Source organism: Corynebacterium tuberculostearicum, assembly GCF_046097255.1.
Taxonomy (GTDB): Bacteria; Actinomycetota; Actinomycetes; order Mycobacteriales; family Mycobacteriaceae; genus Corynebacterium; species Corynebacterium tuberculostearicum_J.
The window spans coordinates 956,026-979,145 of the sequence record NZ_CP175770.1 but is presented as its reverse complement, the minus strand read 5'-3'; the positions used below and the strand labels follow the sequence as shown (position 1 = coordinate 979,145).

Here is a 23,120-nt window from a genome sequence, read left to right as displayed (position 1 = left end):
CGCCGAAATTTTTCGCTATTATCTTTGGCATGCGTGCCGCTTACAGGGAACACCTAGACAATTTCTCCCACGACCTCATCGTGATGTGCGATACCGTACGCGACATCATGGATAAGGCCTCCCTGGCGCTGCTGCAAGGCGCCTTGGACTCCGCGGAAGATGCTCTCACCATGGCTGAGGAGCTAGATGAGATCCGCGCTCGGTGCTCTGAGCGTGCCGTAAAACTCTTGGCCCTGGAAAACCCCATGGCACAGGATCTCCGCCAGGTTGTCTCCTCCATCTATATCGTGGAGGATCTCTACCGGATGGGCCGGCTTTCCCAGCACATCGCGGACTCCGCGCGCCGCCGCCACCCTGACGCCGTGGTACCGGCGAATTACATCGGCTACTTCGAGGAAATGTACCGTCTCACTGAAGAAATGGGGTCGGTCCTGCACGATATCCTCGTCACCCCTGATGCGGATTTGTCCGTCAACCTCCGTGCCGACGATGATGCGGTGGATGATATCAACTCCCATATTCTGCGCATCCTGACTCAGCGCGAATGGGAAGGCAGCGTGCGTGAAGCAGTTGAGTCCTCACAAATTACGCGTTACTACGAGCGCTATGCAGACCACTGCGTCTCCGTGGCCGGCCACATCATCTATCTGACCACGGGTCTTTTGCCCAATGACTATGCCAAGAAACTAGAAGAGGACAAGAAGGACGCCGAATTTGAAGCACGGATGGCAGATCTAGAGCGTCAATTCCGCCGTTAGACGGATTTAAGCACCAAAGAAGGGGGCCGGTTCTTTCGAACCGGCCCCCTTCTCTCGGACAATCTCTCTTACTCTTTAGCCAAAGCGTCCAGAGATGTAATCCTCGGTCTCCTTCTGGGAAGGATTCTCGAAGATCTTGGTGGTGTCGTCGAACTCCACCAGGTGGCCCGGCTTGCCGGTTGCTTCTAGGGAAAAGAAGCCGGTCTTATCGGACACGCGGGCTGCCTGCTGCATGTTGTGGGTCACGATGACAATGGTGAAGTTTTCCTTCAGCTCGTGGATGAGGTCCTCCACGGCGAGGGTCGAAATCGGGTCCAGTGCGGAGCAAGGCTCGTCCATGAGTAGCACCTCTGGCTCCACGGCGATAGCGCGGGCGATGCACAGACGCTGCTGCTGACCACCGGAGAGGCCGCCGCCTGGCTTGTCCAGGCGGTCCTTAACCTCGTCCCACAGGTTGGCGCCGCGCAGGGACTTCTCCGCGACTTCCTTGAGCTTCTTCTTGTTCTTTTCACCGGACAGCTTCAGGCCTGCCACGACGTTGTCCTCGATGGACATCGTGGGGAACGGGTTAGCCTTCTGGAAGACCATGCCGATGGTGTTGCGTACGGATACCGGGTCGACCTTCGGTCCGTAAATATTGGTGCCATCGAGCAGGATTTCGCCCTTAACGTAGGCGCCGGGGATGACCTCGTGCATGCGGTTGATGGTGCGCAGCACGGTGGACTTACCACAGCCGGAAGGGCCGATGAATGCGGTCACGGCCTGGGCCGGAATCTGCATATTCACGTTCTGCACGGCGTGGAAGTCGCCGTAAAAAATGTTCACGTCATTGAGCGCGAGCTTAGACATTTGGGAGTTTCTCCTCTAGCAAGTGTATGGCGGAATCGAGTGGGTACGGCGTTTACTTCTTAACCGAGAACTTCGCGGAAACGATGCGGGCCGCAATGTTGAGGACGGCGATGAGGATAACCAGCGTCAACGCTGCTCCCCAGAGCTTGTCCAGTACGGCGGGCTGTGCGCCGGCCTTGTACATATCCAGCATCATCAGCGGGAGCGAGGACTGAGAGCCCTTGAAAGCGTCCCAGTTGATGACGGAAGAGGAACCAACCAAGACCAGCACCGGCGAGGACTCACCCATCACGCGGGCAATCGCCAGCATGATACCGGTGACGATGCCGGACAGGGCGGTAGGCAGAACGATGCGAGCGATGGTCTTCCACTTCGGAACGCCGAGTGCGTAGGACGCTTCACGCAGGTCCATGGGGACCACGCGCAGCATCTCTTCGGTATTGCGCACCACAATCGGAATCATCAGCAGCACCAGGGACAGCGCCACGGCGAAGCCGGAGCGGCCGAAGCCGAACAGGGTGATCCACATGGCGAAGATGAACAGGGCCGCAACGATGGAAGGCACACCGGACAGGATGTCCACCATGAAGGTGGTGATGCGGCCGAGCCAGCCGCCCTTGGAGTACTCCACCAAGTAGATGGCGGTAAAGATGCCGATCGGGATAGAGATAACGGAGGCCAGAATGGTCTGGACGAAGGTACCCACGATGGCGTGAGCGGCACCGCCGCCGGAAGAGCTATTCATGATGCCGCGCTGGGAGGCGGTCCACCACTCAGGGTTGAGGATGACGCCACTGCCGCGGGCGATGAGTTCCCACAGAACCCACACCAGCGGAACCATGGCCAGAATCATTGCGCCCCAGACCACCGCGGTGGCGATGTTATTGGTCATCTTGCGGGAGCTGGAGATGTCCAGGAAGGTCGCGCCGCCTTGGGAGGCAGGCTTGGCATTAGTAGTCGTAGTCATTGATCCTCCCCTCCTTACTTATTCTTCACGATGGCGCGGGCAATGGCGTTGACCACGAAGGTCAGCAAGAACAGCATGAGGCCGGCGGCGATGTAGGCACCAGCGCGCATCTCGTTACCGAACTCGGCAGATGCCAAGGCGATGGCCGTGGCGAAGGTCGTGCCGCCGTCGAAAAGCGAGAAGCGGAAGTCGATCAACGGGGAGACAACCATGTACAGCGCCATGGTCTCACCCAGTGCACGGCCCAGGCCGAGCATGGAGCCGGCGATGTAGCCGGACATACCGAACGGCAGAACGGTCATGCGGATAACTTCCCAACGGGTAGCGCCCAGAGCCAGGGCGGATTCCACCTGGCCCGGAGGGGTCTGCACGAAGACCTCGCGCGCGGTAGCGGCGATGATCGGCAGAATCATCACGGCAAGCACGATGCCACCGGTAAACAGGTTGCGGCCGGTTGCAAAGGACGGCGAGTTATCGAAGACGTGGAACAGGAAGAAGCCACCCGCCCAGGATTCCATCCAGGAGTAGAAGCCGGACAGTGCCGGGCCAAGAACCTGCCAGCCCCACAGACCATAAACAATGGACGGAACTGCAGCGAGCATGTCCACGAGGAAGCCGAGCGGCTTAACCAAGCGGGCAGGCGCGTAGTTGGACAGGAAGATGGCGATGGCTAGGGCCACCGGCATAGCCAGCAGAAGGGCGAAGACGGAGATGAGAACGGTGGTGCCGAACATGGTCGGGATACCGAACTTCATCGCAGAGGTATCGGTGGTCTCCCAGCGGCCGCCGTAGGTGAAAAAGCCCATGATGCCGCCGTCATTAACGGCCAATGCGGGCACCGCACGCCACAGCAGGAAGGCGGCAATGGCGGCAATCATAACGGTAATGAGGGTTGCCGAAGCAGTGGACAGGAATTCAAAGACACGGTCGCCTGGGCGCTTAACGCCGCTATTGGAACTGGTGGTAGCTACCTCGTCGTGTCCGCTGTTGGAGACTCGCTCGGCAGAGGTGGCGTTTGCATCCGTCTGCTCTGGAGCCGTGGTGAGATTATTGTCTGCCATGAGACTGTTAATCCTTTTCAGCGTTAAGAATGGAAAATATCGTTACATACCTGCGCCCCCAAAGCGCGAATCGTGTGCGGCAGTGGGGGCGGGAGGTATTAAGCTTTTACAGCTTTAGCGCTTACTGCAGAGCGTCAACAGCAGCCTTCAGCTTGTCCAGGTGAGCACCCTCAACTGGGATGAAGCCCTGCTCAGCCAGCTGGTCATCCTGGTGATCCAGGACGGTGGTGAAGAAGGACTTGACCAGCTTGGAGGTCTCCTCATCGTAGCCCTTGGAGCAGACGATGTTGTAGGTGGTCAGGATGAGCGGGTATGCACCCTCGTTGTCGGAGGAGAACAGTGCCTCGGAGTCAACAACCATGTTGTGCTCGGAGTCGGTCTTCTTGAACTCCAGGTTCTCCAGAGCCTTGTTGACGGACTCGGTGGACAGCTCAACCGGGCCGTGGCCGAAGTCGATCTTGGCCTTCTTGACGCCCTCGCCTTCCTTCTGGTCTGCGAAGCCAGCCTCGACGTAGGTGATAGCACCATCGATGCTTGCAACCTGGTCAGCAACGCCGGAGGAGCCGTTAGCACCCTCACCAACAGAGTCTGGGAACTGCTTGCCCTCGGAGTCCCAGTCACCGGTAGCGGCCTTCAGGAACTTCTGGAAGTTTGCGGAGGTACCGGACTCGTCAGAACGGAAGATGACGGTGATGTCCTTGTCCGGCAGGTCAGTGCCCTCGTTATCAGCAGCGATGGCCTTGTCGTTCCACTTCTTGATTTCGCCCTTGAAGATCTTGCCCAGGGTCTTGGTGGAGAGGTTAATCTCGGTGTCACCCAGGTTGTAGGCGATTGCAACCGGACCGATGGTGGTTGGCAGGTGCCATGCCTCGTTGCCATCGCAACGCTTAGCAGCAGCCTCGACCTCACCCTCGTCTTCCTTCAGAGCGGAGTCAGAACCAGCGAAGTCAGCCTGGCCATTGGTGAAGGCCTCAACGCCGGCGCCGGAACCGGAAGCGTTGTAGGACAGGGAAGCGTCTGGGTGATCCTCGGAGAACGCGGTCTGGAAGTAGGACATTGCGTTCTGCTGGGAGGATGCGCCGTCACCGACGAGCTCGCCGGAGACGTCCTCGCCACCAGCGGAATCGGAGGAGGAGCCAGACTCCTCAGAGCAAGCTACGAGAGCGGTGGAGGTTGCGGCTACGATGCCGAAGATTGCGGCAGTGCGCTTGAAGTTGCGAATCACGGGAAAACCCTTTCCGGTGCAGATCAGAGATTGATTGTCCGAGGAAACCGCATCTCCTAGAGAGATACTTCCTGCATCCCGCTCCGCCTTCTGGGGCGAGATGCAGGCGCACAGGTGCGGTTAACTCACAGGGTGTAAAGCTATCCGCAGGATCTGACCAAAAGGGTGCCAAGAGGTGAACACTGGGTGAACAAACGTCGTACACCCCATGACGTTAGTCACACACGCCCCAAACGACGTGTTCTTCATCAACCTCAAAGCCTAGGCGCTCGTACGCCTTTAGCGCCGGATCATTATCCGCTTCTACATAAAGAATTACCCGCTGAGCTCCCTTTTCCACCATGCGGCGCAGGCCAATCTGCAGCAGCGGACCACCCAACTTCTTGCCGCGGTAGTCTTCCGCCAAGCCCACCACGTAGACCTCACCGAAGCCCGGAGTTTCCTCCGCATGCCACTTGGTCCAGTGGAAGCCGGCCAGAGCCGGCTCATCTGCCGTATCCCACAAGAAAAGCAGGTCTGCGGGGTCGAACCAGTCTGCCTCCATGCCGCGGTGCAGGCGATCGAGATCCCAGCCGCCCTGCTCGGGATGCCAGGAAAAGGCCTCGTTATTGACCTTGAGCCACTGCTCTTCCACAAAGTCCTTGCCCCACTTATCCACCGCCTCGGTGTAATTCAGGGCGGTCAGTGGCAAGCCTTCGGGGCGGGCGGCCGCTGCGAGCTCTTCTCCCCCGATACCCATGACCACCAGCTTGCGGGTGACCTGCAGGTCACGGGAGTGCGCCAGCGCCTGTGCCGCCGGCAGGTTCCCGTGGGCCCAGGCGTGGAGGTTGGGGGTCTTAGCGGCGGCGTCGTAAAGCGCGGCACCATAGCCCTGCCCGCGGTAATCGGGGGCAATGAATAGCTCGGCGGTAGAGCCCTCCAGACCGGCTACGCCGCACGGCTCCTCCCCTACCCAGGCCACCAAGTGGCGGTGCTGCAAGCGGGAATCGCTAAGACCGTTGAGGAATTGCTCCGACAGCGGCGCCATCCCATCCTGGCGTTCGGCCTGCTCAGCCAGCGCTTTTACGCGGCGAGCCAGCTCCGGGGCGTCCGGCAGTTTTTCTTCCGTAATCTTAAAGGCATTGCTAGTCATAGGCCCCAGAATACGTAGGGTAAGAATGAAAGGGTGAGTGTTCTAGAGATTGACCGGCGCATCGTGCACGTCCTCCTCGTGGTGTGCGTGCTGATTGCGGCCTGGGTGGCGGATGCCTGCGTGGCTATGCACACGGAACACAAGGTGGCTCAAGCCGTGAAAGCCAATTCGCGGCTGGATAATACGCCGGATGTCTTCATCGGCGGCACCCCCTACGTGTGGGCGGCGGCTTCGAAGGAAATCCCCTATCTCGAGGTCAAGGCCCTGGACGTGGAGGTGCCCAAGCTGGGCATGGTCAATGCTTCGACCGTGCTGCGCGATATTACCGTCACCCCAGAGCAGGTCATGAACGGCGATATTGAGGGCGCGCCGGTTTCCACCTACTCGCGCGGCATTTCCTTGGATGGTGTGGCGCTGGGCCGCCTGCTGGGGATCACCGACCTCTCCATTGCCAACCCGGACGATATTTCCCCCTCCGGTGGCACCTCCGCAGAAGCAGAGCTAACGGGCACCTTGCCTGGCGACGCCCACAAGTCCACCGCCAAGGTCACCCTCCGCCTGGTTGGTCCGGAGTTTCGCATGCAGGTCTATGACACGGACGATGAGCGCCTGCAAAAGGCCTTTTCCCTCAACTTCGATACCCGGCAGTTACCGCTTCCGGCCCAAGCGACCGCGGTAAAGATGCAGGGAGGCACCATTTCCTTCGAGGTACAGCGCCGCAATATTAAGGTGCAGCTGGCCCAGCTCTCCCCGCTAGAGATTGAAGGCTCGGAGCAAAAGGCCGTAGAAGAGGCGGAAAAGAAGGCCGCCGATACCAAGCACCGGGTCGGCCCCGCGCCGCAGACTAGCGCAGGCGAATAAAGTCCCGGAGAACTTCCTTCATCGTGCGCTGATGGGCTTCCCGCCTATCCTGCGGGGCGAATACCTCGATGGCATCCTTCACGGAGGCCAAGGTGACCGCATCAAAGCGCCCCTCCGATTCTCCATCGGCTTGGAAGCGCTGCGGTTCGCGGCAGACGAGCTCTACCCGCATGGCATCGTCGAAGGCCACCGTCTTTTCCTTGGTGAGCTTATTGAGCCATCCGCGCTTATCGGCACCGAAGAGGTGCAGCAGGCCGACGACGCCACCGAGCCCGCTAAATTCCTCCAGCCCAAAGAGGGCAAGGCCCTCGTCAAAGGAATTGCGCGGATTAGTTACTACCGGCAGCGGGCCTAGGAAGGTCCACGGGTTGGTATTGGAGGTAAACAGCAGTGGCACATCGTCCTTGTGCAGCTGATCGCCGCTGCTGGATTCGGCCGTTACCGCGATATGCGGTGGGTTCTTCCGCGCACGGCTCCAGGCCCGAATGGCGACGTTGAGGTAGCGCAGCGGAGTTGCCGAAAATCCCTGTTCGCGGGCACGATCCACGCGGGCCAGGACATCCGCGTCCAAACCGAAGCCGGCATTGACGGCAAACCACCGCTCGTTCCACGTTCCTAGGTAAATGGTGCGGCGCAGATCCCGGTCGAGCATGCGTGCCAGCACATGGGTGGCCTCCATTGGGGTGTTGGGGAACCCTAGAGCGCGCACAAAGACATTGGCGGAGCCGGTAGGAATTACGGCCAGCGCCGGGATGGACTGCGGATCGGGACGCTGCTCATCCGCCGGACCGAGGAGCCCGTTGACTACCTCGTTGACGGTTCCATCTCCGCCCACAGCAATGATGACGTCGTAGTCATCCCTGGTCATTCCCTTGACCATCTCTTCTGCATGGCCAGGGTAATGCGTAAATTGCACCTTGAGGTGCAGGCCCTCTACCGCTTGTAGGCAGGGAACGATTTGGCGGAAGAGGGCGTTGGTTTGTGAGGTCGAGTTTGGATTCGAGATCATCAATGCGTGCACGAGGTCCAAGTCTAGTAGTTAAAAAGGCGGGTGCACGACTAGGCTGGACGCCCATGAGCGAAAATAATAATGAAACCACCCCTGAAAACATCGAGACCACCGCGGCTTCCCACCCGGAAAACGATCCAGGAAAACTCAATGGCAACGATGCCGTGAACCAGGCTGCCGAGCAGTGGAAGGACGCCGCTAGCCGCAATATCCCCGCTCTCGAGCTGGGCGATACCCCGGTACCGGACGATACCGCGAACCTGCGCCAGGGCCCATCGCTGCACGACGGCCTGCTGGGACTACTCCCCCTTGTGGGCGTCTGGCAGGGCGAGGGCCAAGCCCACGATACGAAGGGCCAGGAATACACCTTTGGCCAGCAGCTGGTCATCGCCCACGACGGCGAGAATTACCTGACCTTTAGCTCCCGCACCTGGAAGATCGATACCGAAGGCAAGCCGGAAGGCCCATCCGTGCGCGAGACCGGCTTCTGGCGCATCTCGGAAAAGGATGAAATCGAGGTCACCTACACCTCTTCTACCGGCATCGTGGAAATCTTCTACGGCGAACCCTTCAATGACCGCGCATGGCAGCTGGAATCCGCCTCCACCATGGTCACTGAAACCGGCCCGAAGAACCTAGGCCCAGGCAAGCGCATGTACGGCCTCATGCCCAATAACAACCTGGGCTGGGTAGACGAGCGCATGGTTGATGGCGAGATGCGTCCCTACATGTCGGCGGAGCTCACCCGCATCGCAGGCTAAACTCCAAGCGCTGCATCAATAAGGTCTCGGATGACGTCCACGTTGTCCGGGGCCTTTAATTTTTTGTCATTGAGCCTAGTTACGCGCGCGGCAACGCGCACCGAGGACACCAACCACACCGAGTCCGCCTTTTCCAGATATTCCACGGTCAGCGGCTTGGCCTTGCAGCGATAGCCTTTCTCTTTGGCATGGGCGAAGAGCGCCGCTTGCGTGGTGCCGGGCAGGATCCCGCGCCCGGCCGCGGTGCGCAGTTTCTCGCCCTTGACGGCCACCACGGTAGAGGTGGCGCCCTCGAGAATTTCTCCGGTGTCCGGATCGGTGAGGATGAGATCCTCAAAGCCCTTCTCCCGCGCCATGCGCAGCATCGCCATGGTGGCCGCGTAATTGAGCGTCTTGGCGGGCAATTCCTCCGCTACGTGCCACAGGCGGGGGCTTGTCATGACGGCGACGCCGTGGGCGCGCTGCTCTAGCACCTTCTCCTCAATCGGCTGCACCACAACCCACGCGCTCGGCCGCCCCGTAGAAGCGCGCCCGCGGGTATAGGTCCACGTGCATTTAGCATCGCCTTGCTCGTCCCCGCAGAAGTCCGCGATGGCGAGCCGGGTGGCTTCTTCCCACTTGTCCATGGGCGGCTCCGGCAGGTTCATCGTGCGAGCTGAATCGCAGAAGCGCTGCGCGTGGCGCTGCAGGTTAGCGGCTTTGCCTCCGCGCACGAGCAGGGATTCAAAGATGCCGTCGCCGCGGGTGACCGCGGCATCGTCGGCATAGATGAGAGGCAGCGTGGGCATGTGCCTGCGTACCGACCCTCCAAAGGGCTCCACAACGTAGATGACCGGCTCTTTTCGCGGCGAAAACTTCATACTTTTGATTATGCCCTACCATCGGTAGTTGTGAGTTATTCTTCGCCTCTTCTGCAGCGCGCCGGTGCCGCGGAGCACCAGGACGCGACCGTACTCGATGCCCAGGGCGTAGCCTGGCACTATGGCAATCCGCTGGGCGAGCAACGGGCCGCCGATGGCGGCACCATCGTCATTGACCGCTCCCAGCGCCGCGTCATTCGCGTGAGCGGCAAGGATGCCGCCGAGTTTCTGAATAATCTGCTTTCACAGAAGCTTGACGACGCCCCCGTGGGTTTCACCGCCGGCGCCCTCGACCTGGACATCCAAGGCCACATCCTCCACCACATGGATATCGTGCGGACCGACGACGCCTTTCTTATTGACGTCCCCGGGGCGCAATTCGACTCCCTCTTTAAGTTCCTCACCATGATGGTCTTTTGGTCCGAGGTCACCGTAGAGGAAGCCGATATCGCCATCCTTACCCTCCTGGGTGAGGCCGATGTTTCGCTGCCACCCATGGTGGAGTTTTCCCGCCAGGTCCAGTGGCCGGGAATCAAGCGCGTTGACCTGGGCATTCCGCGCGAATCCTTGGTCGAGGCAACGAAACACCTGGAGGAATCCGGTGCACGGCTAGCGGGGCTCATGGCGTTTACCGCCGAGCGCGTGCGTGCCCGCGAGCCGGAGCTGGCAGCGGACCTGGATAATAAGTCCATCCCCCACGAGGTGCCGCAGTGGATCAGCCGCAGCGCCGCTAATCCGGCCCACGTTCACCTCAATAAGGGCTGCTACCGCGGCCAGGAAACGGTGGCGCGCGTAGAAAATCTGGGCCGCTCCCCTCGCCTATTGGCGCAGCTGCACCTCGACGGCTCCGCGCCACAACGTCCAAATGTGGGCGATGACATTACTTTCAATGGACGTAAGGTAGGCCGCATCGGCACGATTGTGGATGACTGCGATTTCGGCCCCATCGCCCTAGGCCTAGTGAAGCGCTCTGCGCTGGACGCCGGCACCCTAGAAGTGGGCGATACCGCGGCGTCTATCGATCCTTCCTCCATCCCCGAGGATGAGGGCCCCAAGGCTGGGCGCGAGGCAGTAAACCGGCTGCGCGGGCGTTAGATCTCCCACTAGCTAGGGGGCGGTGCGGAATTTTTTCGTCACACAGGCTATTGTGTCTTACAGGAAGATACTCAATAGACAAGTCGATGGGGCGCCCAAGAATCCCTGGCGCGCCCTACTAACCCAAGGGGGTCATGCACATGGGACGCGGACGCGCAAAGGCAAAGCAGACCAAAGTTGCACGCCAGCTCAAGTACAACTCACCCGAGATGGATATCGAGTCCCTACAACGGGAACTCGCCGCACAGCAAGAGGGTGACTCCCGCGATTATGAAGAGGATGACCCATACGCCGACTACGTCGACGAATGGGACGATGACGACCGCGACGAACGCTAATCTTCCGCTCGCCGCCGGATAGCTCAAGGGCCCTAGGAAATCTCCTAGGGCCCTTCCTCATACCCTCCCCCCTGGCAGGGGCAGGGCCCTGCTAGAAGTTGGGGTGCTCGCCGTGCATGACCACGCGCGGCTCCTCGCCGGAAGCGGAGCGGACGGTGCCCAGCTCCCACGCATCGATGTGGCGTGCGGTAAGCATTGCCAGGGCACGGTCACGGTCTTCGGGATTGACTACGGCAATCATGCCGACACCCATGTTGAAGGTCTTCTCCATTTCTGCCAGCTCCACCTTGCCCACCGAGGAGATGAGCTTGAAGATCTGGCCTGGGGTCCAGGTGGCGCGGTTAATATCGGCCGCTAGGCCTTCTGGAATGACGCGCTCGAGATTGCCAGCCAATCCACCACCGGTGACATGGCAGAAGGTGGATACGGAGCACTCGCTGGCCAAAGCCAGGCAGTCCTTGGCGTAAATGCGGGTAGGCTCCAGCAGCTCCTCACCGAGGGGGCGGCCAAGCTCCTCCACGTGGCCGTCGAGAGGCATGCCGGCCTGCTCCAGCAGGACGTGGCGGGCCAGGGAGTAACCATTGGAGTGTAGGCCGGAAGAGCCCATGGCGATGAGCACGTCGCCATCGCGAACCTTGTCTGGGCCAAGTACGCCATCGGCCTCAACGACGCCGACCGCGGTGGCGGAAACATCGTATTCGTTTTCTTCCATCATGCCGGGGTGCTCGGCGGTCTCGCCGCCCAGCAGCGCGGCACCGGCCTGCACACAGCCCTCGGCGATGCCCTTGACTACCTCGGCTACCTTTTCCGGCACGACCTTGCCCACGGCGATGTAGTCCTGCAGGAAGAGTGGCTCCGCGCCGCAGACAACCAGGTCGTCCACGCACATGGCGACGAGGTCGATGCCGATGGTGTCGTGCTTATCCATGGCCTGGGCCACGGCCAACTTGGTGCCGACGCCGTCGGAACCGGCGGCCAAGATGGGCTCCTTGTAATCGCCGAGCTTGAACAGGCCGGCAAAGCCGCCAAGACCGCCCAGAACCTCAGGGCGGGTGGCGCGCTTAGCGTGCGGGGCGAAAAGCTCAACGGCACGGTCGCCCTCTTCGATGCTGACGCCGGCTGCTGCGTAAGTATTGTCACTCATGGTTTCAGGTGTCCTTTGTTATTCGGTGCCGAGCAGGGTGCGCACGGCGTCTGCATTGGAGTTTCCGGCGGGCAGGCCAAGCGGGTACTCGCCCGAGAAGCAGGCGGTGCACAGCTCGGAACGGGGCTGCTCGGTGGCGGCCACCATCTCCTCAATGGAGACAAAGCCCAGGGAATCGGCGCCGATGGTGTCACAGATTGTGGCGCAGACGGTTTCCGGATCGTCGGAGGGGCTGGCGTTAGCGATCAGCTCGCCCGGGGAGGCGAAGTCGATGCCGTAGAAGCACGGCCACTTCACTGGTGGGGAGGCGATGCGCACATGCACCTCGGCGGCGCCGGCCTCGCGCAGCATGCGGATGAGCGCGCGCTGGGTATTGCCGCGGACGATGGAATCATCCACCACGACGAGCTTCTTGCCGTTGATGACCTCACGCAGCGGGTTGAGCTTCAAGCGGATGCCCAGCTGGCGCAGGGTCTGGGTGGGCTGGATGAAGGTGCGGCCCACATAAGCGTTCTTGACCAAGCCGTGGGCGAAGGTGATGCCGGATTCGCGGGCATAGCCCACGGCTGCCGGATTGCCGGATTCGGGAACCGGGATGACCAGGTCCGCGCCCTCGGCCGGGTATTCGCGGGCCAAGCGGCGGCCAATGTCCACACGGGAGGCGTTGACGGAGCGGCCCTTGATATCGCTATCCGGGCGGGCCAAGTAGACGAATTCGAAGACGCAGCCATGGCGCTTGGCGGGTGCAAAGTTCACGGAGCGGATGCCGGCCTCATCGATGGCGACGAGCTCGCCAGGTTCAATCTCACGGATGAACTGAGCGCCGCAGATATCGAGCGCACAGGTCTCGGAGGCCACCACCCAGCCCTTAGCCAAGCGGCCGAGGACCAGCGGGCGCACCCCGTGCGGGTCGCGCGCGGCGTACATGGTGTGACCATCGGTAAAGGTCAGGCAGAATGCGCCCTTAACGCGCGGGAGCAAGTCACGGGCGGAGTCGAAGACGGAGGTGTCTTCATCCACGCCGTCAGCAAGCAGCATAGACAAGCACATGGAGTCAGATACGGACTCCTCATGGGGCTTAATCAAGCCGCGCTGCACGGCTTCTTCGCGCAGCTCCAGGTAGTTGATCAGGTTGCCGTTGTGTCCAAGGGCGATGTCTACCCCAGTCGAGGAGGTAGAAAACATCGGCTGGACATTGGACCATTCCTTGCCGCCGGCGGTGGAATAGCGCGTGTGGCCCACCGCTACGTTTCCTTGGAGGGCGGACAGGGTGGACTCATCAAAGATATTGGCTACGAGGCCCATGTCCTTGAAGACGACGATGCGGTCATCATCGCCCACCGCAATGCCGGCAGCCTCCTGGCCACGGTGCTGCAGGGCGAAGAGACCAAAATAGGTCAGCTTGGAGACTTCCTCCCCGGGAGCCCACACGCCATAGACGCCGCACTCTTCGCGGGGCTCCTGCTCATTATGATCGTCAAGATTGGTGATACTAGGAGTATGTACTTCTACCACGGCGTTTATATTAGCCTGTCGCGCCGCCGGAAACTAACGGAATAAGCGGCAACCACTGCGCAATTTCGCCCGCGCGGGAGCCGGAAGCATCGACGCGACCAGTGTTTACGGCCTCTTCCCAGTCCGCCAATCCGGTGGCAAGGCGCAGCCAGGTTTCCGGGTCGGTCTCCACCACATTGGGTGGGGTGCCGCGGGTATGGCGGGGTCCTTCAATGCATTGCACCGCAACAAATGGGGGTACGCGCAGTTCCACGGAGTGACCCGGCGCGTCAGCCTCGAGGGTGCGGGCGGTGCGACGGACGGCGTCGGCAAGCAGGGCCCTACCAGGCTTATCGTGCTCCGCCGGGGCGGCAATCCAGTCTTTGATGGCCATGACGGCCGCGCGGGTGGCTGCGGGATCGACGGGCTTTTTCATAGCTACATCATAGCTACTGTTATCTTGTTGTTTATGTCACCTACGCCTTCCGTTGCGGAAAATCAGAAATCGCCGGCGCTGACGCTGCGCTTTATGGCATCGCCAACCGACGTCACCATGGCCGGCGCCCCCGGCATCAGCGGCGGACGCGTCTTGGAATGGATTGATAAGGCCGCCTATGCCTGCGCCGTGCAGTGGTCCGGCCAATACTGCGTGACCGCATATGTGGGCCATATTCACTTCACCCGCCCCATCCCTTCCGGGCACATCGTGGAGGTACGCTCCCGCATCGCCATGACCGGCCGTTCCTCCATGCACATCGTCAACGAAGTGCTCTCTGCCGACCCGCGCGAAGGCATTTTTACCCGCGCCTGCGATTGCCTGGTCATCTTCGTAGCCAAGGACCCTGCCACCGGCAAGTCCACCCCGGTGCCGCCCTTCGTTCCGGAGACCGATGAGCAGCGCCGCGTCGAGGAGGCCGCCAAGTCCCGCATTGAGCTGCGCCAGGCCATCGAGGCGGAGATGGAAAAGCAAACCTACAACGGGCCTTCCGACGCCCCGCGCATGGTCAACCGCTTCCTGGCCAAGCCCACCGACGTCAACTGGGGCGGCAAGGTCCACGGCGGCACGGCTATGCAGTGGATCGATGAGGCCGGTGCAGCTTGCACCATGGAGTGGTCCGCGGAGCGCACCGTAGCCGTCTATGCCGGCGGCATCCGCTTCTACCGCCCGATTTCCATCGGTGACCTCATTGAGGTCGACGCCCGCATGATGCGCACCGATACCCGCTCCATGCAGATGTCCATCCACGTCCGCTCGGGCAACCCCCGCGGCGGCCGCGATAACCTGCAGACCGCCATTCATGCCACCGTAGCCTATATCGCCCTGGACCACGATGGACAGCCGCAGGTGGCCCGCCCCTTCCACCCGCATACCGAGGAAGACAAGCGCCTGGCCGAGCACGCCACTCTCCTGCGCGGGCTGCGCGCCAAGTATTCACCGAAGCCGCTAGTGGTGGCGCCGACGAATCAGCACATCGATTAAGCAGCCCCCTGAACCACGACCATCCACACCGCGACAAGGTGCACCACCGCCGCCGCGATGGTCGCGGTGTGGAAGTGCTCGTGGTAGCCGTAGTAACGCGCATTGCGGCCTGGCCACTTAAAGCCATAGACCAGCGCGCCTAGCGAGTACACCACGCCGCCGGCGAAGAGCAGCCAGACGACGGCCGCACCAGCCTGCGTCCACAGCGTGGGCAAGAGCGGTAGCACCAGCCAGCCCAGCGCTAGGTAGACCATCACGTCCAACCAGCGCGGGTGGTTAATCCACACCAAGTTGAGCACCGCACCCAAAATGGCCCCACCCCAGGCAACGCCTAGCATCCATGCCGCCTGAACCGGCGATAACACGATGAGGCACAGCGGCGTATATGTCGCGGCAATAAACACCGAGATGGTCGCGTGGTCCGCTCGCCGCCACCACTGCACGGCACGCGCACTAGCCCAGGGGTAGCGGTGGTAGAGCGCCGAGACGCCGAAAAGCCCGACCAGCCCCACTCCGTAAACAGTTACACCAAGCCCCTGCCACCACTGCAGCGTCATCCACGCATAGGTAATGAGCACGGTGGAGGCAATCACCGACAGCAATGCTGCAATCGCATGTCCCCAGCCACGGCTTAGCGGCCTTGGCCCTCGATCGGCCATCCAATAAGTGCGCTGGACAAGGCCCGGCCCCGGCGCGCTATTCGCATGAATCTGTGCCACGGCGGTACGTCCCTTCCACTGACCCGCAACGGATAACTTACGATACCGTAAGTGTACGGGCATAGGCAGAGGCCTTCAAGGGCCTCGTTACGTAACGCTCGACGAACGCTGCGGTTGCAGCGGTGGATTAATGGAACAAAACAAGAAAAACCCAGCCGAAGCTGGGCTTTTCGCGTATCCGCGCCTTCGAGCGACGAGGAATGAAGAGCGGTTTACTCCACCACGGAGTTAGCGCCCACAGCGTGGTCGAAGAGGTCCGGCAGGGTGGCGGACCAGGCGGAGACCAGCTGGGAGATGGCGACGGACTCGCCGCCGAGGGTGAGGGCGCCGGTTTCGGTGGTCTCACCAACGATGGCGGCTGGGATGCCCAGCTCGCCGGCGCGGGCGAGGACCTGATCGGCGCGGTCGGAGGTGGTGGCCACGAGCACGCGGGAGGCGGACTCGGAGAAGGCGGCGACGAACTCGTCCTCGTGGACCGCGGTGAGGTCCAGGTTGAGGCCGAGGCCGGCGCCGTCGGCAGTAGCACCGGCGCGCTTTGCCATCTCAAAGGCGGTGACGGCAAGGCCACCCTCGGAGATATCGTGCGCCGCGGTGAGCAGCTCATTGCCGTGGAAGAACTCGGCCAGGCGCTTCTCGTTGGCCATGTCCACCTGTGGCGGCAGACCATTGAGGGAGGAAGCCTCGGAGGTATCGGCGCTCACCTGTTGCCAGATGGAGCCGCCGAACTCATCCTTGGTTTCGCCCAGGGCGATGAGCACTTCCTTCTCGCCCACGGTGCCCAGCTCGTTGCCGATGGCCTTGTGCACGTCATCGATAACGCCCAGCACGCCCACCACCGGGGTGGGCAGGATCGGCTCTTCGCCGGTCTGGTTGTAGAAAGAGACGTTGCCGCCGGAGACGGGGATGGAAAGCTCCACGGCGGCGTCGGCAAGCCCATGCACAGACTCGCGGAACTGCCACATCACGTCGGGGTTTTCCGGGGAGCCGTAGTTCAGGCAGTTGGTGATCGCCACGGGCTTGGCGCCGGTGACGGCGACGTTGCGGTAGGCCTCCGCCAGCGCGAGGCGGGCGCCCATGTTCGGATCCAGCTTGGTGTAGCGGCCGGATGCATCGGCGGACACGGCCACGCCGCGGCCGGTCTCCTCATCGATGCGCAGCACGCCGGCGTCCGCATGGTGGGACTGCACGGTATTGCCGCGCACGTAGCGGTCATACTGATTCATGATGAAATCGCGCGAGCACAGCGCCGGGGAGGACACGAGCTTCTGCAGGGACTCAACCAGGCCGCGCTTGTCGGTACCCTGGTACTTCTGCAGCTCATCCTGCCACTCCGGGCGGGCATACGGGCGGTCGTACTCCGGAGCCTCATCCGCAATGGTGCCGGCCGGGGCATCCACGACGACCTCGCCCTGGTGGCGGATGACCAGGTGGTTACCCTCGGTGACCTCGCCGATCTCGGCGCAGGTGACGTCCCAGTGCTCGCAGATTTCGCGGAACTTCGCCACGTTCTCCGGAGCCACAACGGCGCACATGCGCTCCTGGGACTCGGAGGCGAGGATCTCGGCCGCGGTCATATTCTGCGCACGCAGCGGCACGTTATCGAGGTTGACCTCCATGCCGCCATCGCCGGAGGCAGCCAGCTCGGAGGTGGCGCAGGCCAGACCCGCGCCGCCCAAGTCCTGGATTCCTACGACCACGCCAGCGTGGTAGAGGTCCAGGCAGCACTCGATGAGGACCTTCTCTGCGAAGGGGTCGCCCACCTGCACGGCCGGCAGCTTGCGCTCGGCGCCGTCCTCGAAGGTATCGGAGGCCAGCACGGACACGCCGCCGATGCCATCCAGGCCGGTGCGGGAACCGAAGAGCATGACCTTATTACCCTTGCCAGATGCAAAGGCCAGCTTCAGGTCATCGACCTTGAGGGTGCCCACGCACAGCGCATTGACCAGAGGGTTACCGGCATAGGTCTCATCAAAGACGGTCTCGCCACCAATATTGGGCAGGCCCAGGGAGTTGCCGTAGCCACCCACGCCGGAGACCACGCCGGGAAGGACGCGCTTGGTATCGGGGGCGTCGGCAGGCCCAAAGCGCAGCTGATCCATCACGGCAATTGGGCGAGCGCCCATGGCCATAATGTCGCGGACGATACCGCCCACGCCGGTGGCCGCACCCTGGTAAGGCTCCACGTAGGAGGGGTGGTTGTGGGACTCCACGCGGAAGGTCACCGCATTGCCGTCTCCGATATCCACCACGCCGGCGTTCTCACCAATGCCAGCGAGGATCTTCTCCCCCATCTCCTCGGTCATGGTCTCACCAAAGTAACGCAGGTGCGTCTTGGAAGACTTATAGGAGCAGTGCTCGGACCACATGACGGAGTACATGGTCAGCTCCGCATCGGTGGGGCGACGGCCCAGGATATCGTGAATGCGCTGGTACTCGTCGTCCTTCAGGCCGAGTTCCGCGTAGGGCTGCTGTTCGTCCGGGGTGGACTGCGCCTTTTCTACGGTGTCATTATGAACGGTCATGAAAATGGCCTCCTTAAACCGCCGGCGCCTGGGCGACGGCCTTGATGGCGGATACGAAAAGTCCCAGTCCGTCGGTGGATGGGCCGGTTAGCGTGTCAATGGCGTGCTCGGGGTGCGGCATAAGACCGACGATGCGGCCGGACTCATCGCTCACACCGGCAATGCCGTTGACGGAACCGTTGTAATTATCGGTATAGCGGAAGACCACGCGGCCCTCGCCCTCGATGCGGGCGATGTCATCATCGCCGGCCTGGAAGCGGCCCTCGCCGTGCTTGGCCGGCACCAGGATCTTCTGGCCCTGCTCAAACTCGCTGGTCCATGCGGTGGTGGAATTGGCCACCTCGAGGTAGGTATCGGTGCAGTGGAAATGCAGGCCCTTATTGCGGGTCAGCGCGCCTGGCAGCAGGCCGGCCTCGGTAAGGATCTGGAAGCCATTGCAGATGCCGAGCACCGGCATGCCCTGCTTCGCACGATCGATAACGGACTGCATCACCGGCGCGAGCGCGGAAATCGCGCCCGAGCGCAGGTAGTCGCCATAAGAAAAACCGCCCGGCACTACTACCGCATCCACGCCGTGCAGATCAGTATCTGCGTGCCAGAGGCTTTTCACCTCTGCGCCGGCGGTGCGGGCAGCGCGAGCGGCATCCACATCATCCAGGGTTCCGGGGAAAGTGATTACTCCGATTGTGGCGGTCACTTACTTGACCTCCAGCCCAACAACCTCGTAGTCCTCGATGACGGTATTGGCCAGCAGCGTGGCGGCCACCTTATCTAGGTCCTCTGCGGTGACGGAGTCATCGACCTCGAGCTCGAAGCGCTTTCCCTGGCGCACATCGCTGACACCGGATACCCCGATGCGACCCAGCGCGCGGACGACGGCTTGGCCCTGCGGATCCAGAATTTCCGCCTTGGGCATGACATTGACAACTACACGAGCCATGAAATATTTGCCTTACTGTATGGGGCTTTGGTCTGCGCGGCTTAGTTTAGTTGGCACCCCCGCCTTTTACCTAGACTCACCCCCGCAGTGTGGGTTTCACCCCGGTTGGGCAAACTCTACGTGAACCCCAAACGACGCTCTGGCAAACTTCGGCGTGCGCTCCAGCCTGGCCCGGCGCGGCGCTCTACTAATAGACGACGCACACTGTCGCTCTCTTTTTAAGGTTGAATCTATGTCTTCTCGCCGCCTCGGCGCGCTGGCACTTGCCACCGCCTTGTCTTCTGCCGCCCTTGCCGTTCCTACCGCCACGGCCGCAACCGATGGCTCCGCTGCCGTCATCTCCGAGGTCTACGGGGGAGGCGGCAATAAGGGCGCTGCCTTCACCCATGACTTCATCGAGCTCTATAACCCCACCGATACTCCAATTGACCTGACCGGATACACCGTGGAGTACTTCTCCGCCTCCGGCAATACTGGCGGAAAGGTGAAGCTTTCCGGCACCATCGCCCCGCACGGCCACTTCCTGGTGCAGGGCGCGGCCGGCAATGGCGCGGGCGAGGCCCTGCCTGCCCCAGATGCCGAGGGCAGCCTCAACATGTCCGGCTCCAAGGGCTCCGTGCAGCTTGCCGACGCCACCGGTACCCCCATCGATGCCATCGGCTACGGCGCCGCTTCCCTCAAGGAAGGCACCGCCGCCGCGGGCCTGTCCAATGCCAAGTCCGCCTCCCGCGATGCTGAGGGCACCGATAGCGATGACAACGCCGCCGATTTCACCACCGGCACCCCTACCCCGACCAACTCCGGTAACGAGGCCCCCACCCCGCAGCCCGAGAATCCGGCCGAGCCCGCGCAGCCTGCTCCCGAGGGCGTCACCGCCATCGCGGATATCCAGGGCACCGGCGCCGAATCCCCGCTCAAGGACCAGACCGTTGCCACCGAGGGCGTCGTCACTGGCGTGTGGACCGAAGGCGGCCTCAATGGCTTCACCATCCAGACCGGTGGCACCGGCGCCGAGTCCACCGACGCCTCCCAGGCCATCTTTGTCTACATGGGCGATAAGCCGGCCGACCAGTACCCAGCCCTGGAAGATTCCGTCGAGGTCACCGGCAAGGTCTCCGAGTTCTATGGCTCCACCCAGCTCACCGCCTCCACGGTCACGCAGCTCGAAACCCCGCTGGAGAAGGTCACCCCACTCAAGGTGGATCAGCTTCCCGATGGCAACGAGGCCCGCGAGCCCTTCGAACACATGCTCATCCAGCCAGGCGAGCACACCGTGACCAATAACTACTCGCTCAACCAGTACGGCGAGGTCGGACTCGCCCCCCGGCAAGGAAGCCCTCCGTCAGCCTTCCGATGTCTTCTCCCCCTCCACGGATCCCAACTCCGATATCCAGAAGCTCACCAAGGACAACGCCGATAAGCTGGTCACCCTGGACGATGGCCGCACCCGCGACTATCTCAAGACCGACCAGAATACCCCGCTGCCGTACATCGCCCAGGATGATGCCCAGACCATCAAGTCCCTGCGCACCACCGATACCGTGTCCTTCCAGCACCCCGTCATCGTGGGCTTCTCTCATGAGCAGTGGCGCTTCCAGCCCACCACCCCGGTCACCGGCAACACCAAGGGGGCAGACCTGCCCATCTCTTGGGAGGATTCCCGCGCGGCCGAGCTCCACGCCATCGATGACGTCAAGGGCGAGTACACCATCGGCGCCTTCAACGTGCTGAACTACTTCACCTCCCTGGGCGAGGAATTCGGCGGCAGCGCCTACACCGACCGCGAGGGCAATAAGGTCACCGTCAATCGCGGTAAGACCCGCGGCGCCTATACCCAATCCGCGCTGGAAGACCAGGAGCGCAAGATTGTCGCCGCCATCAACGGCCTCGATGCCGACGTCATCGGCCTTTCCGAAATCGAAGATGGCTACGCCGTTACCGGTGACTTCGCCCAGCGCGATAAGGCGCTCAAGCACCTGACGGAAAAGCTCAACGAGGCCGCCGGCTCAGAGAAGTGGGCCTTTGTCCCCTCGCCTTCCCAGGACGCCGTACCGAGCTCCCCGGATGTCATCCGTACCGCGTTCATCTACCACAAGGATGTGGTCAAGCCCGTCGGCGAATCCCGCATCTTCCAGGATGATCGCTTCACCGGCACCGCCCGCGAACCGCTCGCCCAAGAATTCCAACCGCTGAAGGAGGGCGAGGAGTCCTTCGTTGCCGTGGCCAACCACTTCAAGTCCAAGGGCTCGGTAGCCAAGGACGACGCCGACTCCGGCGACGGCCAGGGCAATAACCCGAACGTCCGCAACGCGCAGGCCCAGGCCGTCCTCGATGCGCTGCACAAGCAGGAGGACTGGAAGGACAAGCCGCTATTCGCCCTGGGTGATTTCAATACCTACACCCACGAGACCGCGCTCGATGTCTTCCGCAACGATGGCTTCACCGTCCCTGCCGAAAAGTACGAGGCTGACCCTTCCTACCAGTTCTCCGGCCTGCTTGGCACCCTCGACCACGTGCTGGCCAATAAGGTTGCCACCGGCACGCTTGACGACGCCCAAGTATGGAACATCAACGCCGACGAACCCGTCGCCTTCGAATACTCCCGCCGCAACTACAACATCGTGGACTTCTACGATGCCTCCCCATTCCGCGCCTCCGACCACGACCCGGTCAAGGTCGGCTTCACCCTCGGCGCAGACGACTCCGCCGACCAGCCGGATGCTCCTGCGGACAAGCCTTCCGATGAGCCAGGTAAGCCAGAGGACAAGCCCTCCGAGAATCCTTCTGAGAAGCCGGATAAGCCTACCTCCGGCTCTAGCTCCAGCACCAGCTCCGTCGGTGCAGGCATCGCCGCCGCCATCGCGGCCATCGCTGGCCTCGTCGCCATCCCTGGTTTCCTCGCCGTGACCGGCAACCTCCAGAAGGCCATCCCGGCCCCCATCTGGGTCATGCTGCCAAAGGAAGTGAAGAACTTCATCACTAGCCTGCAGCGCTAACCTCCCACAAACGCAAACCCCGCTCGCTTTTGGATAAATCCCAAGCGGCGGGGTCTTAATTTTTGTGATTTCAACGATTTCGTCCATATAAACCACCGCAACCGTCGACGGAAATGGGCGTTTATATGGACGAAAATCGCGAAGCTGTGCTTATTGCTCCGCGGATCCTCTGACGAGGGAATGCGCAGGCTATTTTGGAAGGTAAGCGCCGTAATCGGCAGGGGTCGCGCCGGCGTTGATGGCCCGGTCGGCGGCTTTGACGAAGTCATTGATTACTTTGCGGTCATCCAGGTTGCGGCCGGAAACCGAAAGGCGGACCGTATTGCCGCGCTGGGCGGAGCGCTCAGCAGCGCGAATAATGTTCTTGCGCCACCACTTGGCGGAACCAAAGCCTTCACCGAAAGAAAGGTTGCGGGCTTGGTGGAACTTACCGGAATTAATCTGGAGGATGCCGCGGGTGGAGGCGGCTACCTCAAACTTGAACTGCGGCAAGACCTGCAAGGTGCCGGGCGACATGCGCCAGCGAGGGGGCGCAAAGATGGTGGGCTCGAAGCCAATCTTGGCCATCTGGCGGGTAGCTCCGGCGAGGCGCAACTTCGCCTCGTGTGAATCGAGGTTGGCGAATTCCGCGCGGCGGCCCTGCACCGAGCGATCGAAACCGTTCAGGATAAGAACGCGGCCGGCATCGGCTTGGTCTTGGAGCCACTTTTTGGTGTCTTTGTCTTTGGCGAGGTGCCAGTTGCCGTCGATATGCGGGGCAATCAGCAGGGAAACAGGAATCTCCTCCCGATCAAGGATCGAGAGGAGCCGGCTAGCCTGCTTCCGTGTGTCATCAAAGATGCTGGAGATAGATACCAGAAGGTGGCCATTCATAAGGAAAATTATCGCACAGGAATTTAGGATTCGCGC

The 23,120-nt window shown here is 61.8% G+C and carries 21 protein-coding genes and 1 pseudogene; 7 read left to right on the top strand and 15 right to left on the bottom strand.

The window, feature by feature from the left end:
- Positions 1-29: 29 nt before the first annotated feature.
- Positions 30-758: a phosphate signaling complex protein PhoU gene (gene phoU / locus ACKFRY_RS04645; protein WP_408923301.1), complete on the top strand. Its 729-nt coding sequence runs from the start codon at positions 30-32 to the stop codon at positions 756-758.
- Positions 759-833: 75 nt separating this feature from the next.
- Here phoU and pstB read toward each other — a convergent pair whose 3' ends face one another.
- The 5 genes from pstB to mshD form a co-directional block, all read right to left on the bottom strand.
- Positions 834-1,607: a phosphate ABC transporter ATP-binding protein PstB gene (gene pstB, locus ACKFRY_RS04640; RefSeq protein WP_005325820.1), complete on the bottom strand. Its 774-nt coding sequence runs from the start codon at positions 1,605-1,607 to the stop codon at positions 834-836.
- Between the two features lie 52 nt (positions 1,608-1,659).
- Entirely contained in the window at positions 1,660-2,574 is a 915-nt protein-coding gene (gene pstA, locus ACKFRY_RS04635) for a phosphate ABC transporter permease PstA (RefSeq protein ID WP_250409065.1), read from the bottom strand.
- Positions 2,575-2,588: 14 nt separating this feature from the next.
- Entirely contained in the window at positions 2,589-3,635 is a 1,047-nt protein-coding gene (gene pstC / locus ACKFRY_RS04630; protein WP_150851604.1) for a phosphate ABC transporter permease subunit PstC, read from the bottom strand.
- Between the two features lie 121 nt (positions 3,636-3,756).
- The gene (pstS, locus tag ACKFRY_RS04625) at positions 3,757-4,860 is read right to left on the bottom strand and encodes a phosphate ABC transporter substrate-binding protein PstS (protein WP_179386949.1); all 1,104 of its coding nucleotides are present in this window, start codon (positions 4,858-4,860) and stop codon (positions 3,757-3,759) included.
- A 214-nt stretch (positions 4,861-5,074) separates the two neighbouring features.
- On the bottom strand, positions 5,075-5,992 hold the full coding sequence (mshD, locus tag ACKFRY_RS04620) for a mycothiol synthase (RefSeq protein WP_250409061.1): 918 nt from the start codon (positions 5,990-5,992) through the stop codon (positions 5,075-5,077).
- Positions 5,993-6,025: 33 nt separating this feature from the next.
- Between mshD and ACKFRY_RS04615 the strand changes: the two genes are divergently transcribed.
- Positions 6,026-6,853, top strand: a complete 828-nt coding sequence (locus ACKFRY_RS04615; protein ID WP_250409060.1) for an LmeA family phospholipid-binding protein — start codon at positions 6,026-6,028, stop codon at positions 6,851-6,853.
- Here ACKFRY_RS04615 and ACKFRY_RS04610 read toward each other — a convergent pair.
- Positions 6,837-7,862 (bottom strand): diacylglycerol/lipid kinase family protein, encoded by a 1,026-nt coding sequence (locus ACKFRY_RS04610; RefSeq protein ID WP_408923412.1) that lies wholly within the window; start codon positions 7,860-7,862, stop codon positions 6,837-6,839. The genes ACKFRY_RS04615 and ACKFRY_RS04610 overlap by 17 nt on opposite strands.
- A 65-nt stretch (positions 7,863-7,927) precedes the next feature.
- Here ACKFRY_RS04610 and ACKFRY_RS04605 point away from each other — a divergent pair, with 65 nt between their 5' ends.
- Positions 7,928-8,623, top strand: a complete 696-nt coding sequence (locus ACKFRY_RS04605) for an FABP family protein (protein WP_005325810.1) — start codon at positions 7,928-7,930, stop codon at positions 8,621-8,623.
- Here the strand turns inward: ACKFRY_RS04605 and ACKFRY_RS04600 are convergent.
- On the bottom strand, positions 8,620-9,483 hold the full coding sequence (locus ACKFRY_RS04600; protein ID WP_005325808.1) for an aminodeoxychorismate lyase: 864 nt from the start codon (positions 9,481-9,483) through the stop codon (positions 8,620-8,622). The two genes, ACKFRY_RS04605 and ACKFRY_RS04600, sit on opposite strands and share 4 nt — an antisense overlap.
- A gap of 30 nt (positions 9,484-9,513) precedes the next feature.
- Here ACKFRY_RS04600 and ACKFRY_RS04595 point away from each other — a divergent pair, with 30 nt between their 5' ends.
- Positions 9,514-10,578 carry a folate-binding protein YgfZ gene (locus ACKFRY_RS04595; RefSeq protein ID WP_150850810.1) on the top strand — a complete coding sequence of 355 codons (1,065 nt, stop codon included), beginning with the start codon at positions 9,514-9,516 and terminating at the stop codon, positions 10,576-10,578.
- Between the two features lie 140 nt (positions 10,579-10,718).
- Complete coding sequence (locus ACKFRY_RS04590; RefSeq protein WP_005330028.1) at positions 10,719-10,916, top strand: DUF3073 domain-containing protein; 198 nt, start codon at positions 10,719-10,721, stop codon at positions 10,914-10,916.
- Positions 10,917-11,007: 91 nt separating this feature from the next.
- On the opposite strand, the gene purM is transcribed toward ACKFRY_RS04590, so the two are convergent.
- The 3 genes from purM to ACKFRY_RS04575 are packed head-to-tail and all read right to left on the bottom strand — an operon-like array spanning position 11,008 to position 13,990.
- Positions 11,008-12,060 carry a phosphoribosylformylglycinamidine cyclo-ligase gene (purM, locus tag ACKFRY_RS04585; protein ID WP_239230571.1) on the bottom strand — a complete coding sequence of 351 codons (1,053 nt, stop codon included), beginning with the start codon at positions 12,058-12,060 and terminating at the stop codon, positions 11,008-11,010.
- A gap of 18 nt (positions 12,061-12,078) precedes the next feature.
- Positions 12,079-13,575 (bottom strand): amidophosphoribosyltransferase, encoded by a 1,497-nt coding sequence (purF, locus tag ACKFRY_RS04580; protein ID WP_408923300.1) that lies wholly within the window; start codon positions 13,573-13,575, stop codon positions 12,079-12,081.
- 10 nt (positions 13,576-13,585) lie between these two features.
- Positions 13,586-13,990 carry a sterol carrier family protein gene (locus ACKFRY_RS04575; RefSeq protein ID WP_086588954.1) on the bottom strand — a complete coding sequence of 135 codons (405 nt, stop codon included), beginning with the start codon at positions 13,988-13,990 and terminating at the stop codon, positions 13,586-13,588.
- Between the two features lie 33 nt (positions 13,991-14,023).
- On the opposite strand from ACKFRY_RS04575, the gene ACKFRY_RS04570 reads away from it, so the two are divergent.
- Positions 14,024-15,034: an acyl-CoA thioesterase gene (locus ACKFRY_RS04570; RefSeq protein ID WP_408923299.1), complete on the top strand. Its 1,011-nt coding sequence runs from the start codon at positions 14,024-14,026 to the stop codon at positions 15,032-15,034.
- Here ACKFRY_RS04570 and ACKFRY_RS04565 read toward each other — a convergent pair.
- The 4 genes from ACKFRY_RS04565 to purS all read right to left on the bottom strand — a co-directional run bounded on the left by ACKFRY_RS04565 (position 15,031) and on the right by purS (position 19,215).
- Complete coding sequence (locus ACKFRY_RS04565; RefSeq protein WP_408923298.1) at positions 15,031-15,753, bottom strand: hemolysin III family protein; 723 nt, start codon at positions 15,751-15,753, stop codon at positions 15,031-15,033. The two genes, ACKFRY_RS04570 and ACKFRY_RS04565, sit on opposite strands and share 4 nt — an antisense overlap.
- Before the next feature lie 212 nt (positions 15,754-15,965).
- A complete protein-coding gene (gene purL, locus ACKFRY_RS04560) occupies positions 15,966-18,275 on the bottom strand; it encodes a phosphoribosylformylglycinamidine synthase subunit PurL (RefSeq protein ID WP_408923297.1) in 2,310 nt (769 codons plus the stop codon).
- Positions 18,276-18,288: 13 nt separating this feature from the next.
- Positions 18,289-18,972 carry a phosphoribosylformylglycinamidine synthase subunit PurQ gene (gene purQ / locus ACKFRY_RS04555; RefSeq protein WP_005325791.1) on the bottom strand — a complete coding sequence of 228 codons (684 nt, stop codon included), beginning with the start codon at positions 18,970-18,972 and terminating at the stop codon, positions 18,289-18,291.
- Complete coding sequence (purS, locus tag ACKFRY_RS04550) at positions 18,973-19,215, bottom strand: phosphoribosylformylglycinamidine synthase subunit PurS (protein ID WP_023019878.1); 243 nt, start codon at positions 19,213-19,215, stop codon at positions 18,973-18,975.
- A 232-nt stretch (positions 19,216-19,447) separates the two neighbouring features.
- On the opposite strand from purS, the pseudogene ACKFRY_RS04545 reads away from it, so the two are divergent.
- Positions 19,448-22,211, top strand: a pseudogene (locus tag ACKFRY_RS04545) (ExeM/NucH family extracellular endonuclease).
- 189 nt (positions 22,212-22,400) lie between these two features.
- Here the strand turns inward: ACKFRY_RS04545 and ACKFRY_RS04540 are convergent.
- Positions 22,401-23,084 carry a DUF2334 domain-containing protein gene (locus ACKFRY_RS04540; protein WP_005325788.1) on the bottom strand — a complete coding sequence of 228 codons (684 nt, stop codon included), beginning with the start codon at positions 23,082-23,084 and terminating at the stop codon, positions 22,401-22,403.
- Positions 23,085-23,120: the final 36 nt, after the last annotated feature.

Bases quoted from the DNA above. Each gene is read 5' to 3' on its own strand.
- phoU (WP_408923301.1), top strand. From the start codon at position 30: ATGCGTGCCGCTTACAGGGAACACCTAGACAATTTCTCCCACGACCTC.
- pstB (WP_005325820.1), bottom strand. From the start codon at position 1,607: ATGTCTAAGCTCGCGCTCAATGACGTGAACATTTTTTACGGCGACTTC.
- pstA (WP_250409065.1), bottom strand. From the start codon at position 2,574: ATGACTACGACTACTAATGCCAAGCCTGCCTCCCAAGGCGGCGCGACC.
- pstC (WP_150851604.1), bottom strand. From the start codon at position 3,635: ATGGCAGACAATAATCTCACCACGGCTCCAGAGCAGACGGATGCAAAC.
- mshD (WP_250409061.1), bottom strand. From the start codon at position 5,992: ATGACTAGCAATGCCTTTAAGATTACGGAAGAAAAACTGCCGGACGCC.
- ACKFRY_RS04610 (WP_408923412.1), bottom strand. From the start codon at position 7,862: ATGATCTCGAATCCAAACTCGACCTCACAAACCAACGCCCTCTTCCGC.
- ACKFRY_RS04605 (WP_005325810.1), top strand. From the start codon at position 7,928: ATGAGCGAAAATAATAATGAAACCACCCCTGAAAACATCGAGACCACC.
- ACKFRY_RS04600 (WP_005325808.1), bottom strand. From the start codon at position 9,483: ATGAAGTTTTCGCCGCGAAAAGAGCCGGTCATCTACGTTGTGGAGCCC.
- ACKFRY_RS04590 (WP_005330028.1), top strand. From the start codon at position 10,719: ATGGGACGCGGACGCGCAAAGGCAAAGCAGACCAAAGTTGCACGCCAG.
- purM (WP_239230571.1), bottom strand. From the start codon at position 12,060: ATGAGTGACAATACTTACGCAGCAGCCGGCGTCAGCATCGAAGAGGGC.
- ACKFRY_RS04575 (WP_086588954.1), bottom strand. From the start codon at position 13,990: ATGAAAAAGCCCGTCGATCCCGCAGCCACCCGCGCGGCCGTCATGGCC.
- ACKFRY_RS04570 (WP_408923299.1), top strand. From the start codon at position 14,024: ATGTCACCTACGCCTTCCGTTGCGGAAAATCAGAAATCGCCGGCGCTG.
- purL (WP_408923297.1), bottom strand. From the start codon at position 18,275: ATGACCGTTCATAATGACACCGTAGAAAAGGCGCAGTCCACCCCGGAC.
- purS (WP_023019878.1), bottom strand. From the start codon at position 19,215: ATGGCTCGTGTAGTTGTCAATGTCATGCCCAAGGCGGAAATTCTGGAT.
- ACKFRY_RS04540 (WP_005325788.1), bottom strand. From the start codon at position 23,084: ATGAATGGCCACCTTCTGGTATCTATCTCCAGCATCTTTGATGACACA.